Source organism: Methylosinus trichosporium OB3b (assembly GCF_002752655.1).
GTDB classification, from domain to species: domain Bacteria; phylum Pseudomonadota; class Alphaproteobacteria; order Rhizobiales; family Beijerinckiaceae; genus Methylosinus; species Methylosinus trichosporium.
Genome location: NZ_CP023738.1, coordinates 115,472 through 132,769 on the forward strand (window position 1 = coordinate 115,472; position 17,298 = coordinate 132,769).

Annotated in this window: 16 protein-coding genes and 2 pseudogenes; 9 read left to right on the forward strand and 9 right to left on the reverse strand. The window is 64.0% G+C overall.

Translation table 11 applies throughout. The annotated features are described in order from the left end of the window. Positions 1-38 precede the first annotated feature (38 nt). The 5 genes from CQW49_RS21695 to CQW49_RS21715 all read left to right on the forward strand — a co-directional run bounded on the left by CQW49_RS21695 (position 39) and on the right by CQW49_RS21715 (position 3,946). Complete coding sequence (locus tag CQW49_RS21695; protein ID WP_003615611.1) at positions 39-1,529, forward strand: calcium-binding protein; 1,491 nt, start codon at positions 39-41, stop codon at positions 1,527-1,529. Positions 1,530-1,911: 382 nt separating this feature from the next. After that, positions 1,912-2,130 carry a hypothetical protein gene (locus CQW49_RS24840; RefSeq protein ID WP_003615613.1) on the forward strand — a complete coding sequence of 73 codons (219 nt, stop codon included), beginning with the start codon at positions 1,912-1,914 and terminating at the stop codon, positions 2,128-2,130. Between the two features lie 27 nt (positions 2,131-2,157). Continuing rightward, positions 2,158-2,400, forward strand: coding sequence for a type II toxin-antitoxin system Phd/YefM family antitoxin (locus tag CQW49_RS21705; protein ID WP_003615615.1), 243 nt, complete (start codon positions 2,158-2,160; stop codon positions 2,398-2,400). Then, positions 2,400-2,816 carry a type II toxin-antitoxin system VapC family toxin gene (locus CQW49_RS21710; RefSeq protein WP_003615618.1) on the forward strand — a complete coding sequence of 139 codons (417 nt, stop codon included), beginning with the start codon at positions 2,400-2,402 and terminating at the stop codon, positions 2,814-2,816. Before CQW49_RS21705 ends, CQW49_RS21710 begins: the two co-directional genes overlap by 1 nt. Beyond that, on the forward strand, positions 2,813-3,946 hold the full coding sequence (locus CQW49_RS21715; RefSeq protein ID WP_003615620.1) for a site-specific integrase: 1,134 nt from the start codon (positions 2,813-2,815) through the stop codon (positions 3,944-3,946). The genes CQW49_RS21710 and CQW49_RS21715 overlap by 4 nt, the downstream gene beginning before the upstream one ends. A 72-nt stretch (positions 3,947-4,018) precedes the next feature. Here CQW49_RS21715 and CQW49_RS21720 read toward each other — a convergent pair. After that, positions 4,019-6,993: pseudogene (locus CQW49_RS21720) on the reverse strand (Tn3 family transposase). On the opposite strand from CQW49_RS21720, the gene CQW49_RS21725 reads away from it, so the two are divergent. After that, the gene (locus tag CQW49_RS21725) at positions 6,992-7,777 is read left to right on the forward strand and encodes a recombinase family protein (RefSeq protein WP_338065226.1); all 786 of its coding nucleotides are present in this window, start codon (positions 6,992-6,994) and stop codon (positions 7,775-7,777) included. The pseudogene CQW49_RS21720 and the gene CQW49_RS21725 sit on opposite strands and share 2 nt — an antisense overlap. Here CQW49_RS21725 and CQW49_RS21730 read toward each other — a convergent pair. From CQW49_RS21730 to CQW49_RS21740, 3 genes are all read right to left on the reverse strand, one after another. Beyond that, the gene (locus tag CQW49_RS21730; protein WP_003616345.1) at positions 7,759-8,430 is read right to left on the reverse strand and encodes an IS6 family transposase; all 672 of its coding nucleotides are present in this window, start codon (positions 8,428-8,430) and stop codon (positions 7,759-7,761) included. The two genes, CQW49_RS21725 and CQW49_RS21730, sit on opposite strands and share 19 nt — an antisense overlap. 80 nt (positions 8,431-8,510) lie before the next feature. Continuing rightward, positions 8,511-9,050, reverse strand: a complete 540-nt coding sequence (locus CQW49_RS21735) for a hypothetical protein (RefSeq protein ID WP_003615675.1) — start codon at positions 9,048-9,050, stop codon at positions 8,511-8,513. Positions 9,051-9,297: 247 nt separating this feature from the next. Then, positions 9,298-9,627 (reverse strand): hypothetical protein, encoded by a 330-nt coding sequence (locus CQW49_RS21740; RefSeq protein WP_155931332.1) that lies wholly within the window; start codon positions 9,625-9,627, stop codon positions 9,298-9,300. 378 nt (positions 9,628-10,005) lie between these two features. Here CQW49_RS21740 and CQW49_RS21745 point away from each other — a divergent pair, with 378 nt between their 5' ends. Continuing rightward, positions 10,006-10,386, forward strand: a complete 381-nt coding sequence (locus CQW49_RS21745) for a type II toxin-antitoxin system RelE/ParE family toxin (RefSeq protein WP_003615680.1) — start codon at positions 10,006-10,008, stop codon at positions 10,384-10,386. Next, positions 10,370-10,693, forward strand: coding sequence for a helix-turn-helix domain-containing protein (locus CQW49_RS21750; protein WP_003615682.1), 324 nt, complete (start codon positions 10,370-10,372; stop codon positions 10,691-10,693). The genes CQW49_RS21745 and CQW49_RS21750 overlap by 17 nt, the downstream gene beginning before the upstream one ends. 39 nt (positions 10,694-10,732) lie before the next feature. Here CQW49_RS21750 and CQW49_RS21755 read toward each other — a convergent pair whose 3' ends face one another. From CQW49_RS21755 to CQW49_RS21770, 4 genes are read right to left on the reverse strand one after another with little or no spacing between them, the layout of a single operon-like run. After that, entirely contained in the window at positions 10,733-11,269 is a 537-nt protein-coding gene (locus CQW49_RS21755) for a hypothetical protein (protein ID WP_003615684.1), read from the reverse strand. 41 nt (positions 11,270-11,310) lie between these two features. Continuing rightward, positions 11,311-12,696, reverse strand: coding sequence for a hypothetical protein (locus tag CQW49_RS21760; RefSeq protein ID WP_003615687.1), 1,386 nt, complete (start codon positions 12,694-12,696; stop codon positions 11,311-11,313). Between the two features lie 10 nt (positions 12,697-12,706). Then, positions 12,707-14,014 carry a DotG/IcmE/VirB10 family type IV secretion system protein gene (locus tag CQW49_RS21765; protein WP_003615689.1) on the reverse strand — a complete coding sequence of 436 codons (1,308 nt, stop codon included), beginning with the start codon at positions 14,012-14,014 and terminating at the stop codon, positions 12,707-12,709. After that, positions 14,015-14,971 (reverse strand): DotH/IcmK family type IV secretion protein, encoded by a 957-nt coding sequence (locus CQW49_RS21770; RefSeq protein ID WP_003615691.1) that lies wholly within the window; start codon positions 14,969-14,971, stop codon positions 14,015-14,017. Positions 14,972-15,170: 199 nt separating this feature from the next. Here CQW49_RS21770 and istA point away from each other — a divergent pair. Beyond that, positions 15,171-16,484: pseudogene (istA, locus tag CQW49_RS21775) on the forward strand (IS21 family transposase); the annotation flags it as partial. Between the two features lie 53 nt (positions 16,485-16,537). Here istA and CQW49_RS21780 read toward each other — a convergent pair. Then, positions 16,538-17,209, reverse strand: a complete 672-nt coding sequence (locus CQW49_RS21780) for an IS6 family transposase (protein ID WP_003616345.1) — start codon at positions 17,207-17,209, stop codon at positions 16,538-16,540. Between the last annotated feature and the right edge of the window lie 89 nt (positions 17,210-17,298).

Here is a 17,298-nt window from a genome sequence, read left to right on the forward strand (position 1 = left end):
AAACACTCTCATACGCTCGTCGCGTCCATAGTCAAAATTTGCGACGGAACCGCGCGTCGACTCCGCAGCAATGGATCTTCACCGACGAATATGCGGGCGGCAAGACGATCACACCCGTGACGCCGAGCGACCGCTTCAACGCCGCGGCGGCGACCGGCAATAATGTCGTCGATTTGCGCGCGGGCACGACTGATTCGTCGATCAATGGCAAGACCGTGACGGTTAGCGGCGACCTCGCCAAAGGTTTCGGCGGCGACGGCAATGACACGCTGATCGGAAATGGCGCCGGAAATCTTCTGAAGGGCGGGCGGGGCAACGACCTTCTGATCGGAGGCGCCGGCGCCGACACGCTCGACGGCGGCGCCGGGGTCGACACGGCCGACTATGGCGACAAGACCAGCGCCGTGGCGGTGACATTGAACGGCGCGATCAATGCGACAGTGACGGTCGGCGGCGTCGCCGAGGATACGATCCGCAATATCGAAAATGTCACTGGTGGGGCCGCTTCAGATACTCTGACCGGCGACGACGCAGCCAATCTGCTGTCCGGGGGCAATGGAAACGACCTTTTGAAAGGCGCCGGCGGGGCGGATATTCTCGACGGCGGCGCCGGTTCCGACACGGTCGACTATCGGGACAAGACAGCCGCCGTGGCGGTGACATTGAACGGCGCGACCAATGCGAGCGTGAAAGTCGGCGGCGTCGCCGAGGACACGATCCGCAACATCGAGAACATCTACGGCGGCTCTGGAGCCGACACATTGATCGGCGACGGATCGTCGAATCTTCTTCGAGGCGGCGCCGGCGCCGATGTTTTGGACGGGGGCGCCGGCGTCGACACGGCCGACTATCGGGACAAGACGGCCTCCGTGGCGGTGACGCTGAACGGCGCGACCAATGCGAGCGTGAAAGTCGGCGGCGTCGCCGAGGACACGATCCGCAACATCGAGAACATCTACGGCGGCTCTGGAGCCGACACGCTGATCGGCGACGGATCGTCGAATCTTCTTCGAGGCGGCGCCGGCGCCGATGTTTTGGATGGCGGCGCCGGCGTCGACACGGCCGACTACAGCGACAAGACGTCGTCGGTGGCGGTGACGCTGAATGGGGCGACGAACGCGACGGTGATGGTCGGCGGCGTCGTGGAAGATACGGTCCGAAACATTGAAAATGTCACTGGCGGCGCCGGAGCAGACACGCTTGTCGGCGACAGCTCGGCCAATCTGCTCTCCGGTGGCGGTGGAGACGATGTATTGACCGGCGCCGGCGGCGCGGATCGCCTCACCGGCGGCTCCGGCTCGGACACCTTCGTGTTTGCGCCCGCGTTCGGGCAGGACATCATTACCGACTTCTCGTCGACTGACCGCTTACGTATCGATGACACCATATTCGCAAATTGGTCGGCGCTATCGAGCCATGCGCAGCAGGTGGGGACGGACACGGTCATCACGGCGAGCGTGGGCAATACGATCACTCTCCAGAATGTCACGATCTCGAGCTTGACTGCGAGCCAGATGGAATTCGTTTGATGTAGCCGACGCGACTTGGCTCCCGCCTCATAGCACGATGCGGTTGGCATCGTGCACGGGGCGGGGTCGAGGATCGCCTCAGACTACGATGGCCGGGTTAGCCCGCTCGCGCCGGGGATTGAAGCCGGAGGGGCTCGGTTTTCAGTTAACTGTCTTCACCCCAACAATCCACTCTATCTGTTGCAGCCGGGGCGATGACGACGCCGAGCGATCTCGCCAATCGCAAAGCCTCAAAAGTGATAACAATCGATAAGTACCCCTTATCGATGGTCAGTGAACCAATTCTTGACCAAATGAAGGGAATAGCCGAAACTGCCTGAAACCAGCGACGGCGCGTCGCCGCGCCGCAAGCAGCGCCGGCCTTCCCTTTCAAGAGGTCCTCATGTCACCCGCGTCCGATGACGAGAACTCCGCCTCGAGGAAAATCCCCTCGGCCGACCGAACGCCCGCCTGCTCCTCGGCGCGAGACATCTCCGCCGAGGAGCAGGCGCGTCGTCGCGCGGCCATCGATGCGATATTGGCGCTGCGCGACAGCGGCGAGATCAAACCCGTCACCCGCGAGGAAATCCTCGCTTGGCGCCACGAAGGTCATCGCTGCTGACCATGGGAAATCGGTAAGGGGTCGAACATGTCGCTCACCGTCAAAGTCGGCGAAGCCAAAACTCGGCTCTCCGAACTGCTCGCGAAGGTCGAAGCCGGCGAAGAGGTGGTCATCGCCCGCGGGCACGAGCCGATCGCGCGCCTCACGCGCGTTCATAAGGCCGGGGATTTTGCCGCGCTCGTCGCCGAGGTGAAAGCCGCCCGCGCCACACGCGCCAAAACAACGGCAGAGGAATTGCTCGCCTGGCGTGATGAGGGGCGCCGGTTCTGATGGCGCTCGTCGTCGACGCTTCGCTCGCAGCGGCGTGGTTCCTGCCGGACGAGCAGAATGACGCAGCCGACCGCGTCATGGCGGAACTCGACAAGAACCCAGGCCGGGCGCCGTCGCTGTTCTGGTTCGAAACGCGCAATCTGTTCGTCATGGCCGAACGGCGTGGTCGTCTCGCGCCCGGCGAAGCGACGGCGACGATGGCGCAGCTGCGCGGCTTTCCGATCATCGACGAGGGGACGTGCAATGATCGGCTCGTCATCACGCTCGCCGGGCGGCATGGGCTGTCCGGTTACGACGCGAGCTATCTCGCGCTCGCCGTCGTCGAGAAGCTGCCGCTGGCGACTCTCGACAAAAAACTCGCGGCCGCCGCGCGCGCCGAGAGTGTCATCATCCTCGGGCCGCTGGGGGCGTCATGACGATCGGCGACGATTTCGCGATCGACGCGCTCGCCGGCTTTCTGCCGCTCTCGGCGCGGGATCGTCTGGCCGAGACGCTGACCGCGGCAGAGATCGACACGCTGACGCATCTGGCCAAAGCCGGGACGGGGCCGCATTCGCTGCGCGCGCTCGCCTCCGATCTCGGCTACCTCGAGGCCTGGGCGCGCGCTTCGACCGGCGCGCCGCTCGCCTGGCCGATGTCGGAGGCGACAGTGCTGCGCTTCATCGCCCATCATCTCTTTGACGCGGCGGAGCGCGAGAGAAACCCCGAGCACGGGATGCCGGCGGCGGTCGCCGCGATGCTGCGCGCCGACGGGCGCCTGAGAACCGAGGGGCCGCACGCGCCGGCGACGGTGCGGCGGCGCCTCGCGCTGTGGTCGAGCCTGCATCGCTGGCGCGGCCTCGAAGGGCCGTTCGCGAGCCCGTCGGTTCGCAACGCGCTGCGTCTCGCCGTCCGCGCCGCCGATCGGCCGCGGGCGCGCAAGAGCCGTTCGGCGATCACGCGCGATGTTCTCGACCGGCTGCTCGCGACCTGCGGACGCGGCACGGCGCTCGACGTCCGCGACCGCGCGCTGCTGCTGCTCGCCTTCGGGTCGGGCGGGCGCCGCCGCTCGGAAATAGCAACGCTCGAGGTCGACGATCTCGAGAACCTCGAGCCGGTTCCCGCCGATCCAAATGCGCCGAGCGGCGACAAGCTCCCGGTCATGGCGATCCGACTGCGTCGCACGAAAACCGCCTCGGCCGACGCTGGCGAGAGCGCGCTGGTCGTCGGCCGGCCGGTCGAAGCGCTCCGCGCCTGGCTCGCCTTCGCGAAGATCGCTGCGGGCCCGGTGTTTCGCCCGATCGACAAATGGGGAAACATCGGCGCCGCCGCGCTCGATCCGCAGAGCGTCAACGCGATGATCAAGAGCCGCTGCGCTGCGGCCGGCCTCGATCCGAGGGAATTCTCGGCGCACGGGCTGAGGTCGGGATATCTCACCGAGGCGGCGCGCGCCGGCGTGCCGCTGCAGGAGGCCATGCAGCAGTCGCGGCATCGTTCCGTGCAGCAGGCCGCGCGCTACTACAAAGAGGGCGACATCGCGCGAGGCAGAGCGGCGCGACTCGGGTGATATCGGATCGAGCGTAGAAAGTCGGGAGGAAGGCGTCTAGGGGTCATCGTGGAATCTTCCATAAAACGCACTCTAAGCCGCATCGAGAAAGTCTGTGCGGGGGCTTCGTAGGGGTCGGAAGGTGTTTTGAAGGGGCTCGGCCGGCCAGACGTAATCGCCGTTGAAGGCAATGTGCTCCCATCCGAGCGGAGCGATACGGGCGACGAGCTCATCGGGAATGGTTTCGCCGCGGGAACGCAGCTCGTCGACGGCGCGTCCCAGGTACACGGTGTTCCAAAGAATGATGGCGGCGACCGCGAGATTGAGGCCGGAGGCGCGGTAGCTTTGATTCTCGAAAGTCCGATCGCGGATTTCGCCGAGGCGATGAAAGAACACTGCCCGCTTGAGAGCGTGGTGCGCCTCCCCCTTGTTGAGGCCGGCGTTGGCGCGGCGGCGCAAGGCGGGGTCGCTGATCCAGTCGAGCGTGAACAGCGTGCGCTCCAGGCGTCCAATTTCCCGCAGCGCCTTTGCGATGGCGTTCTGCCGCGGATAGGCGGCGAGACGGCGCATAAGCGCCGAAGGCGCGACGGTTCCGGCTCTGATCGACGCGCCCGAGCGCAGGATTTCATCCCAGTTGTCGCCGACGACACGCATGTCGATGGCGCCGCCGATGATCGGCGTGAGCGCCTTGTATTCCGCGCGGGCGTCCAGGACATAGATCCTTCGATCGGCGAGATCGCGAATGCGTGGCGCGAAGCGGAAGCCCAAAAGGCTGCACAGGCCGAACACGTGGTCGATGGCGCCGGCGGTGTCGGTGTAGTGCTCGCGAATGTCGAGCGCGCTCTCATGATGCAGCAGACCGTCGAGAACATGCGCCGCCTCGCTGGCGTTGGCGGCGATCACCTTGGTGTTGTAAGGCGCGTAGCGATCGGAGACGTGGGTGTAGAACTTCACGCCCGGCTCCGAGCCGTATTTGGCGTTGTGGTCGGCGCGCGCTTCGCCGTGGCCTCCGGCCCTGAAAAACTGGCCGTCCGATGAGGAGGTGTCGCCGTCGCCCCAGAGCTTTGTGAAGGGATGCGCGTGAATCGCATCGACAAGACAGGCGAGCGCCGCCTGATAGGTTTCGTCCCGCACATGCCATTCGGCGGTCCAGAGCAGCTTGGAATGCGTGGACACGGTGGAGCTGCGCGCCATCCGTGCGAGGCCGAGATTGGTCGCGTCGGCGAGCAAGGCGGTCATCAGCGCGAGAATGTCCTGCGGCGGCGCGCCGCTGCGCAGATGGAGAAAACGTTCCGAGAAGCCCGTCCAGCCGTGCACTTCCGCGAGGACCTCGGTGATGCGCAGATGCGGCAGCATGCCGTAGAGCCGGCGTGTCATGGCGTCCGCTTCTGCGTTCTCGTTCTTGCGGATGGGGCTGATCGACAATCCTTCTGTGGTGAGCGTCGCTTCGGGCAGCTCGCCAGCCGCTGCGAGCGCGTCGATCTCACGAATGCGGGCTTTCAAAAACTTGGTCTTCTCGTCACGCCAATCCTCGAAACGATCGGCGACGGCAAGGCCCAGCTCGCCGTCGCGACGCCACGTCGCGAACACGTCGGGCGGCAAGAGAAAGTCGTCGAAAGCACGAAACGCCCGGCTGCCTTCGACCCATACGTCGCCTGCTTGCAGGCGGTCGCGCAACGTCATCATGACCGCGACCTCGTAGGCCTTGCGATCGACGCCGGAGTCGCCTCTCACGAGCTTGCGCCATGTCGGTGACAAGAACGCCATCGGCGGATGCGCCGGAAATTTCCTCGGGCCCTTCGCATGAATCTCGCGTAGCACGTCCAACGCGTCGAGCAGAGCGTCGCCGGATTTCCAGGAGCGGAACGTGAACGCGCCGAGCAGAACAGAGGAAACGTGCCGCACCGTGGCATGGCGCTCCACGACCTCCTGCAGATTGTCCGTGCGCGCATTCGCGACCGTCTTGTCGGCTTCCTCGACGATGGCTTCCAGGCGCTTCCAGCCGAGCGCACGCTCCACTGCCGCAACCTGGTCCTCTCCCTTCTCCTTGGCCGCCAGCATGGCTTTCGCCATGCCGAGCAACGCCCGTGTCGGAGCATCGAGCGCCTTCGCGCGCGCGACGAGATTTTCCTTGTGCTTGTTTTCGGCGCGGCGGAACACGGAGCCGAGCATCTTGGCAAACATGGCGAGAGCGGCGTCGGTGAGGATCGCTTCCATCTCGCGCGCGAACACGACGAGCGTCGCCAAGCGGCGATGCGTGTCGAATCGCGAGACGTCGCGCGGAACGAGGATAGCGATTTCTCGGGCGATCGCCGCGTAACGTGCACGGTGAATGCGCTTCTCGCGATCTGTGCCGACGCCGAGCCGACGCACGGCTTGCAGCCGTTCGATGATCCAGGAGAGGTTTTTCTGCATCGGCTTCTCCGGCCATTCGCGCAGCCAGACGAGCAGTGTGCGTCCCTGTTCGTCGTCCACGGCGAGCATGGCCTCGAGCTTCGCGATCGTCTCCGGCGAGAGACCATCGGCAAGACTCTTGTACGCGCGCTTGCGAGCGAGAGCACGCGCCGCCAAGGCGATCTTTTCCAAGGTGACGGCCGCGGGGAGCAGAATGCGCCCTCGCCGCAGATGTTCGATCATCGCGGAAACGATCACGTCGCCACGATCGGCTCCCGTAGCCTGCTCGATCGCGACATGCGCAACGGCACGGTAATCCTCGCGCCGGAACGCTCGAACGTCGAGGTAGGCTTGCAGTTCGCCAAGGTGCGCTCTGCGGGTTTGCTGCCGGTGCGCATATTCCTCGAACGCCTTGGGTTGTCTCCAATCTGCGCCGAGACGAAAGCGAGCATGTCGGCGGGCGGCGTCTCATCGACGCCGATGACTCGACCAGGGAAACGCAGGTAGGCGAGATGCAAGGCAAAGCCGAGCCGATTGGCGGGGCGGCGCCGCTCGCGGATCAGCGCCAGGTCTTCCGGAGAGAAGGTGTAGTGGCGGACGATCGCCGCCGGCTCGGTCGGCGGATCGAACAGCGCCGCGCGTGATTGCGGTGAGAGGATTTCGTGCTTCTTCATGGCCGGCCCTTTCGGTTGCGCAAACAGTCGTTTGCGCAACGACGCGGCGCTCGGCCACGGCACACCTATAAATCAACGGCTTGCGCTTTACTCAATTCTGTTGCCAAATAGACGGCGTTTGGCAACAGAAAAAGCGACGATCATGCTGCTCGGCTACGCCCGTGTCTCCAAGTCCGAAGACCAGGAAGCCGCGCCGCAAATCCGCGAGCTGAAAAAGGCCGGCTGCAAAAAGGTCTTCGAGGAAACGGCGTCCGGCGGAAGATGGGATCGGCCGGAGCTGCATCAGCTGCTCGATCAGATGCGCGCCGGCGACACTCTCGTCGTTTGGAAGCTCGATCGGCTGTCGCGCTCGCTCAAGGACCTGCTGGTCATTCTCGAACGCATCGACGCCATGGGAGCAAGGTTCCGCTCTCTTACCGAGTCGATCGACACGTCAGGCCCCGCCGGCCGCATGATGATGCAGATGCTCGGCTCCTTCGCCGAGTTCGAGCGTGAGATGATCCGCGAGCGCACCCGTGCCGGCCTGCGCGAAGCCCGCGAGAAAGGCCGCGTTCCCGGCCGAAAGCCTCGGATAACTGCGGAGCAGAAGAAAGAAATCGTCGAAGCCGTCGCCTCCGGGCGCAAATCCGGCGCCGAAATGGCCTGGCTGTTCAATGTCCACAGAGGGACGATCTCACGCTTCGTCTCCCAGGCCCGCGCCACACCAACGGTTGTGTCGCAAATTTTGTCTACGGACGCGACACCGGCGTCTGAGAGTGACGCGGCTCACGCCACGAGGGCATAGAACTGCTGCGCTGGACGCAATTCGCCTGTCGTTCGCAGCTGCCCCTTGCGGATCATATGCATGAGCTCGATCCCGGAAAGTGTCGCGGCAGCCGATCGAAATGATTTGAAACCCAACATCGGCCGCGTCACTCGCTTCACCGCTCGATGGTCCTGTTCGACAATATTGTTGAGATATTTGATGCGGCGGATTTCGATGTCCGCTTCATGCTCCGCATTGTAGCGTTCGATCGCGGCCGTGTTGGCGCCGCTCTTGTCGATCGTGATCTTCTCCGGCTCGCCATGCTGGCCGATCGCCTTGCGCAAGAAGCGCAACGCGGCTTTGCAGTCCCTCTTGGCCGTCAGCAGGAAATCCACCGTCCCGCCTGCCTTGTCGACCGCCCGATACAGATATTTCCAGCAGCCTTTGACTTTCACGTAGGTCTCATCGAGACGCCAGCTGGATCCGATCGAGCGCTTGCGAGTGTGGAACTGTTTCTCCAGCAAAGGAGCATACTTGACGACCCAGCGGTTGAGCGTCGAATGGTCGACTTCGACACCTCGCTCTTCCATCATTTCCTCGAGTTGACGATAGCTCATCGGATACGCCACATACCAGCGGACGCCCCACAGAATCACGTCGCGTTCAAAATGGCTGCCCTTGAAATCAATCATCGCACTCGTCCGCCAGCTCCACTACCGGCAATTATAGCCCCAAACCGACCTGCGACAAAAATTCGCGACAGAACCATCTTCTATCTCCCTATCGTCGGGCCGCGGCGCGAATTGATCGACGAATTGGATGGGATTCCGGTGGCGGCGAGCAAGCGCGGATAGACATCGCGGCCGTCGACAAAAAATCGTCCGAGCGGCAGCAAGCGAACGCCGCTGAGCAGCTCGTGACGACGGGCGTAGGTGCTCGGCGAGACGAACGACAGAGCTTCGGCGAGATCGCGTGGCGACGACGCGCCGAGGCGCTGCTTTGCGGTCACACTGCGCTCGGCGAGAGCGGCATAGGCCGAGCTCGCGGCGAACAGATCTTCGGGACTGTTCGCGGGAGGCGGGTCGGGCGACCAGAATGCGGGCTTCCCATGGGCCGCGGCGATCCGATGGATGCGATGCACGAGCGCGTTGAGCGCGCCTTGCGTGAATTCCGGCGCCCAAATCAGAATCGCCTCGCGATCGATCTCGCAGCGTTCGAGGTTTTGCGCGAGGTGACAAAGAGCGCAACACGGTCGCTGGTCAGACAGCGGGTCCATCGGCGAGGCAGCCGGCCCTTCTTCCGACCAGCTCACGATTACGCATCCACAATGCGGGCAGCGATCGACGAATTTTCTTGCGCGCGGCCCCATCGCTGCGAACGCGGGCAACGTCCTATGGCGCATAGCCGATAGCGACAGGATGAGCATTGCGGCGTGCCGATCTTAGAGGCTGATGCGCCCTCGCCGGCCTTCGGTTCTGCGACCGAACAACCGGCGAGGGCCATCTTTCTCCTGCGCCTCCGTTGCGTTACGCCAACGAAGGACAGGAGAGCGCTGGGCGTCACTGGAAGGTGATGACGCCCGCCTGGTCGGTCACTTTCGCGCCCGCGCCAGTGGTCGTGTAGGAGGCCTTCTGGATCCACGAGCCGCCCGCGACGAACAGGCCGGTCAGCACGAGACCCGTGAGCCCGGCGGCCACCTTTCCGCTCTCGCGGTTTTCCGGCTGACGCGACTGCCACAGGAACCAGACGCCGGCGACGAACGTCACCAGAGCGGCGACATACATGGCGGTCGAGCCCGCGAAGCCGCCCGCGGTCGAAAACTCCTTCGCGATGCTCTGCACCTGCGAGCCGAGGGTCTGGCCGGCGGCCTGCGCGTGAGCTTCCGACATTCCGAGCGCGACCATCGCCGCGATCGTGCAACATGGGAGAGTTATGGATTTGAGTTTGGAAGACGTGAAATGCAACGTTCATCTCCTCTGATTGCGAGAGCCGTGACGCCCTCGACCAGAGGTTCGGATAAGCGCGCGCGAATGTTGACGGCGCTTTTTTTCGGTGCGCGCTATTTGTTCGCAGCGGATTTGCTTTCTCGCCCAGCGATATTCGTCGGCGGCGTTTTGCCCGCCTCGGTGTGGCGTTTCGGGTGAATGCTGCGCCGAAGCTTGGAGCGCGCAAAGGTGACAGCACAGATCACGATGGCGTTTCCCCCATAGGGGTGTGCGTTCCGATCTCCACTTGATAGTAATAGCACCCAGTGCTACACATTGGCCATGGTCGACGATGAGGAAACTGCGCGGGCCTTCAAAACCGCCTGGTTCTCCAAGGCGGCACGCAAGGCTCGTATCGAGGATGATGAACTTTGTGAGGCGCTTCGAGAGGTGATGAAGGGCCAGGCCGATGATTTGGGCGGAGGGGTCTTCAAGAAGCGCCTGAACAAAAACAGGCATAGGAGCATCATTCTTGCGAAGGGCGGTCGATACTGGATTTACGAATATCTGTTCGCAAAGAAGGATCGGGCAAACGTCGAGGATGATGAGCTAGAGGATTTCCGCATCCTTGCAAAGAGCTACGCCACGCTGACGGAGAAGCAGGTCTCGCAGCTCCTGGAAGACAAAGACCTGACGGAGATTTGCCATGGCAAGGAAAAGTAGATTTAAGAGCGATGCTTCGGAAGCGCTCCACACGTCTGCAGCCATGCTCCATAAGGTCGGTGCGCTCGATAAGGCGACGATGCGCGATTTCGACGCGCGTCACTTGATTGTTCCGACCCAGATCGAGCCTGCGCAGATCAAGCAGCTCCGCGAGGCCAATAATGTCAGTCAGCCGGTGTTCGCCCGGTATCTCAACACGAGCGAAAGCACGGTCGAGAAATGGGAAACGGGCGCCAAGCGGCCGAGCGGTATGGCGCTCAAGCTGCTCACCATTGTCCAGAAGCACGGACTACAGATTCTCTCGTAAGCACGCGCGGTCCGCCCGAGTATCGTCCGAGCATGGCTATCACGTCCGAAAGACGGAGACGAGCCATGTGGAAATCGTCACGACGTTGATCAGCATGACCCCGAACACGAACTGCACTCCGCAACCGCCTGCGCTTCGATTGCTCCGGCCGGCGATCACCGCGTTCCAGGTCAGCATGGCGAAAAAGCAGCACATTGCGCCGAAGGCTTGGAAGAACCCTTGGAACAGCTTCACGATGTTGACGACGGCGTCGCCCGGGGTCTGCCCCAACAGGCTCCCGTCGACCGTGGGCGGCGTGTAGCTCGTCAGCGCCGACACCGACACTTGCAGATTGGTTCCCGCCGTGTTGTTCGCCATTGTCAGAATGGACGGGAACGAGGCGAAGGCGCCCGAGAGGACGAGCGCCACGAACGGAACCCAAGGGCGTCCTCGATAGGGATTGTGGCTCTGCGCCTGCGACCAGAATCCCCATCCTGCAGACATGAACAGTCCGAGCGCCGAGAGATAACAAAAGGTCGGCAACAGGATTGCGATCGCGTTGCCGATCGCTCCTGCGAAATTGACCAATCCTTGCACGTTCAGCCCCCCATTCGCCGAATGCCTCGAAGCCGATCCGCTCAGCGGATCGGCCCCTTCTCCGTCTGCACGACCCATTCGGTCCCGCGCTGGCTGATCTTCGTGACCCGTCCGTAGCCCGGCACATGCGCGCCTACGGCGATCTGCAGTGGGGCGACTTCCTCGCCACTCCGGTCGAGCTCGGACAGCATGGCGAGGCCCGGAGAGGCCGCCTGCACGCGATAACGGGCCGGCGGCGCAGCGGCGTCGGCGCCGCTCTGTGTCGACAGGGACGCCGGGACGACGCCTTTCATCCCTGTCGTCGGCCGAGCGGCCGGAGTGGCGGCGGGCGGGCTTGCCGGTTCCGGTGGAGACGTCGGAGTGGCCTTCGCCGCGTCGAGCGAGCGTTGCGCCTCGCCGAGGTTCAAGCGGCGCTCGAAATCGGTCAGCTTCGCTTCGATCGCTCTCGCGGTCCTCTTGTCGCTCTCCTGCAGAGCGGCGATCTCCTCCCTGGTGCGGCGCACCAGCGTGGAGAGCTCGGTGATCATGCCGAAGAGTCTCGTTTCCATCTCGAGCGGCTTCTCGTCTGGCTTCGTGACCGCTTCCGGCGGCAAAGAAGCGACGCGCCTGGTTCCCTCCTCTCTCGCCTTCGCGAGCGGCTCGCTAGCTGTGGCGGGCGCCGCGGCGGGGACCGGCACGGCTGTCGCCTTTATGGCGACGACAGGGGAGACGCTTAAGGCTTCGGGAGCCGCCGTCGGAGGCCTTACGCCGACTTCTCCGACGACAACCGGCGAGGCGGGAATGGACGCGGCGGCAGCGATCGGCCCAGTCGACGCCTTTCGGCTCTCCCCATTGGGACTCCAGAACGCCTGGACCTCCTCTGCGATCTTCTGAGGCGGGGAGGCCGCTGGAATTTCCAAGGTCGGCTCGCCGCGCTCATTAAGTGGCACGGATGCGAGCTTCGACGCCGGAGCCATCAGGCCGGCGTCGACGCCCTTCTCCGTCACCCCGACCTCGACGCCTCCGCCATTCGGCCAAAGAGCGACCGCGGCGATGGTCGCGACCCCGAGAGCCACGAGGGAAGCCGACGTCACGAGCTTGTAGCGTTCGAATGGATCCCAGGCGTTCGACCGCGACTTCCGTTCGTCGGCTCGCGGAGCCGGATCGTTCTCGGCGACGCGGGGAGCATTCGGATCGGCGTCCATATCGGAGAATGGCTCCTTCGCCGCCGTCTCAGCGGGCTGTCCTCGGGGACCGAGGAATTCCGCGCGGATGCGCGCGAAGCTGGTCGCGATCGACGCGGCCAGCGCCTTCTTGCGGGAGCCTTGGTCCTCCTCGGAAGTGGGCTTGCTCGGCGCCGTTTCGGCGTCCGGTTCGGGAAGGTCGAGGGCGATCTCTCGGGTTTCGTCGCTGTCGACGAAATTCAGATTGGCGGCAGCATCGCTCATCGCTGTTCTCCTATTTCGTGTCGAGGCTCGCGGGATCGACGCTCGCCGTCTCCGGAGTCGCGGCAACATTGGATAAAAAGATGACGCCGACGTTCGCATTGGCGGCGAGGAAGACGGTTGCGCCCTTCGGCGTTTGCTGTTGCAGCGTCTGTCCGATCTGCGCGGCCGCCGCGCCGCCGGCAATGCCGGCCTGTTGTCGGAAATCCAGCTTGCCATAGCTCTGGATCATGCCGCCGAAGGGCGTATAGCCGATCGTCGAATTCGACAGCGCGATCGCCTGTCCGAGACCGGCGACGAAAGCGGCCGCGGTCGGAAGAGCGAAGCGTTCGATGTAATGCTGATCGACGCTGGTCGCGACCGCGGTCTCCATGCTGTCCGGCGCGATCACCAGGCCTTGCACGTTTATCGTCTGCCCATGGTGCTCGACCGAATTCACCCGCACCACCAGCCGCTCGGTGTCCCCGAACAGCGCGCCGACGGCTTGGTTCTTGGAGAAAGTTCCGATCATTCGATCGCCCGCCAGCGGTCCCGTGTCCGCCTGCAGGACGATCGGGCCTCCGGTGTTGGAATTGACCGAGAGCACGGTATGGGCGTAGACGCCGCGTCCCGCCGGGACCAGCACCGTCTCGGCCGTAGGACGCTGCTGTCGTTGTGTCGGCGGCGCCGGGCTCGTGGCGCGCTGCTCGACGCGAGCGCCCTGCCCCGGCGCGAGATCGTCTCGAACATCCGTCGCAGGCGTCAGCACCAGATCCGTGCGCGGCGGCCGTCCTTCCCACTGCTTGAACAGATCGGCGACCGCCTGCTTGAATTGCTCGTCGCTAGCTCCCGCGCTCGCGGGCTCGCTGGCGGCCACCTGTTCGACGCGTGCTTCCTCTTGCGGTCTTTCGGGAGGGACGTAGAGCGGCGCAGGCTCGGGGATCGGAACCACCGTGGGCGCCGGCGGCGGCTCCGCCGCTGCGACCTCCTCGGGATCGCGCCGATCGACGAGCCGCAGCGGCGCGGCCGCAGGCAAGGGCGGCGTATAGGACGCCCCCGATGCGAGCGCTTTGTCCGCCTGCGTCTGCGCATGACGCTTCAGCAGCGCGTCCTGCGCCGGATTGCTGTGTATGCCGCCCGGCAGCGGATCGACCTCCGGCATTTTGGCGACCGACGACTCGGGGAGAGTTGGATGCGAGATCGACGAGACGGCGACGAGAAGCGCGGCCATCGACACGCCGACGGCGGCGATCGTGACGATCCGAGCCGGGCCGCCGCGCCCGCCTTGATTGAATTCACGAAGCTGCGACAGCAGCGGGATTTTGGAATAAAGGTCGGACATTCAATCCTCCGTCAAAGAGGCCGAAACCGTGCGTCCCTGATGGGAAAGCAGCACGACCGGCGTCGAGGGAAGCTGGTAGACGGTGAGGCCCCCTTCGGCGGCCTCGGACGCCGTCCATTCCGGGGAGATCAATGTGAGGCGCGTGCGCAGATAGACGCGATCGCCGAGCCGCCAGGCGCGCAGCTCGTCCGGGGAGACTCCTCGGACCGACAGAGGCGTCGCCTCGGCGGGTGGAACGCCGTCGAGCATGGCGGTGAGGAAAGGGGCGGCCGTGTCCGGCGCGCTCGCGCGCACGGTCCCCGCCTTCGCATTCGGGCCGCGCTCCGCCACCTGGATCGAAATATCGGCGTCATAGCGGCCGCCGCCGCCGATCAACAGGAAGCTGATCGGCTTCGGAGCGCCTTGGAGCGTCACCACGAGACCGCCGCGCGGCTGCAGCGACATCGGCGTGATCTCCAGGACATTCGATCCCTTGGCCGGCGTGCAGACGTAAAAGCCCGTAGCGGCGACCGCCGGGCCGCTGGCATTCTGTCCCGTGTTGCAATTGCCTCCATCCGTCACGGCCGCGGGATTTGAGTTCGTGTCCCATTGGATGGGCCATGGCTCGCCGGTCCGGTCGAAGAAGGAGATCGCCGTCGGATAGCCTTTGACGGTCTGGATGATGTTGACCGCCTGTCCCGGCGCGAAGGAGACGTTGACGCGCCGGCTCGCGGGCGCCGCGAACTCCGTCGTCGCCTGCTCCTGCGCGCGCTTGTTGTCGCCGAAGCGCTTGCCGAGATCCCGGATCATTCCCGGTGTCAGGGGAATGATGCTCGCGGCTCGGTCGGCCGATCCCGCTCCCTGAACGCCGCCGCCGTCCGCAGATCCAGGAAGGCTCGCCGATTGTTGCGCCGGACAGAGCGAAGCCGTCGCCAGCAGGACGACCGCCGCGCCGAATAATGTTTTTCTGTGCTGCATCTTTTTGTCCTCATCGCTATTGGCGAACCGCCACGAGTTCGTCGATCTCCAATCCGTCCGGGCGATCCTCGGCGTTCGTTCTTGTTATTCGGCGTGCAAAATTGACCCCCATACGAGGGGAATCGGCGTCGAAAATTGACCCCCTCTGGTGAAGGCCGGACAGTCCTCCCGCTTTGGTTGCAAGGGCGGGTGGAGGGGGATGTTGATTGTGGAGACGATCGGGCGAATCCGTCGCGAGCATTTCATCAAGGGCAAGACGATCAAGGAGATCGTCCGCGATCTGGGCATTTCACGGAACACGGTCCGCAAGGCGTTGCGCTCGGAGGCGACCTCCTTCGCCTATGAGCGCGACAATCAGCCTTTGCCCAAGCTCGGACCTTGGTCGGAGAAGCTCGACGGGCTGCTGGCGGAGAATGAGAAGAAGGCGGCGCGCGAGCGGCTGACCCTGATCCGCGTTTTCGAGGACTTACGCGGGCTGGGCTATTCGGGCGGCTATGACGCCGTGCGTCGCTACGCGCGCAAATGGCGCAGCGAGCAAGGCGCGGCGACGGCCGCCGCCTATGTGCCGCTGAGCTTTGCGCCGGGCGAAGCCTATCAGTTCGACTGGAGCCACGAGATCGTTGTGCTCGACGGCGTGACGACGACCGTGAAGGTCGCGCACATGCGTCTGTGCCACAGCCGCATGCTGTTCGTTCGCGTCTATCCGCGCGAGACGCAGGAGATGGTTTTCGACGCGCATGATCGCGCCTTTACCTTCTTCAGGGGCGCCTGCACGCGCGGCATCTACGACAATATGAAGACGGCGGTGGCGGCGATCTTCGTCGGCAAGGAGCGCAAGTTCAATCGACGCTTCGCACAAATGTGCAGCCATCATCTCGTCGAGCCGGTCGCCTGCACGCCGGCCTCCGGCTGGGAGAAAGGCCAGGTCGAAAATCAGGTCGGCCTGGCGCGGGAACGGTTCTTCACGCCGCGCCTGCGGTTCAAGACCTATGAGGATATGAACGCGTGGCTTCTCGATAAATGCGTCGGCTACGCCAAGGCGCATCCGCATCCCGAGATGCCGGACAAGACGATTTGGCAGGTTTTCGAGGAAGAGCGGCCGAAGCTCGTCCCGCTGCGCGGACGGTTCGACGGGTTCCACGAGCTGACCGCGTCGGTGTCGAAGACCTGCCTCGTGCGCTTCGACAACAATAAATATTCGGTCAATGCGAGCGCCGTCGGCGCCCCGGTCGAGATCCACGCCTACGCCGACCGCATCGTCTTCCGTCAAAAAGGGCGCGTCGTCGCCGAACATGCGCGCGCTTTCGGGCGCGGCGCGACGATCTTCGATCCCTGGCATTACGTGCCGGTTCTCGCGCGCAAGCCCGGCGCGCTGCGGAACGGCGCGCCATTCAAGGATTGGGTGCTGCCGGGCGCGATCGAACGCGTGCGACGCAAGCTCACCGGCGACGACGGCGATCGACAAATGGTCAAGATTCTGGCCGCCGTCGTCGACGATGGATTGACCGCGGTTGTGTCGCAAATTTTGTCTACGGACGCGACACCGGCGTCTGAGAGTGACGCGGCTCACGCCACGAGGGCATAGAACTGCTGCGCTGGACGCAATTCGCCTGTCGTTCGCAGCTGCCCCTTGCGGATCATATGCATGAGCTCGATCCCGGAAAGTGTCGCGGCAGCCGATCGAAATGATTTGAAACCCAACATCGGCCGCGTCACTCGCTTCACCGCTCGATGGTCCTGTTCGACAATATTGTTGAGATATTTGATGCGGCGGATTTCGATGTCCGCTTCATGCTCCGCATTGTAGCGTTCGATCGCGGCCGTGTTGGCGCCGCTCTTGTCGATCGTGATCTTCTCCGGCTCGCCATGCTGGCCGATCGCCTTGCGCAAGAAGCGCAACGCGGCTTTGCAGTCCCTCTTGGCCGTCAGCAGGAAATCCACCGTCCCGCCTGCCTTGTCGACCGCCCGATACAGATATTTCCAGCAGCCTTTGACTTTCACGTAGGTCTCATCGAGACGCCAGCTGGATCCGATCGAGCGCTTGCGAGTGTGGAACTGTTTCTCCAGCAAAGGAGCATACTTGACGACCCAGCGGTTGAGCGTCGAATGGTCGACTTCGACACCTCGCTCTTCCATCATTTCCTCGAGTTGACGATAGCTCATCGGATACGCCACATACCAGCGGACGCCCCACAGAATCACGTCGCGTTCAAAATGGCTGCCCTTGAAATCAATCATCGCACTCGTCCGCCAGCTCCACTACCGGCAATTATAGCCCCAAACCGACCTGCGACAAAAATTCGCGACAGAACCCTTCTTGGAGATCT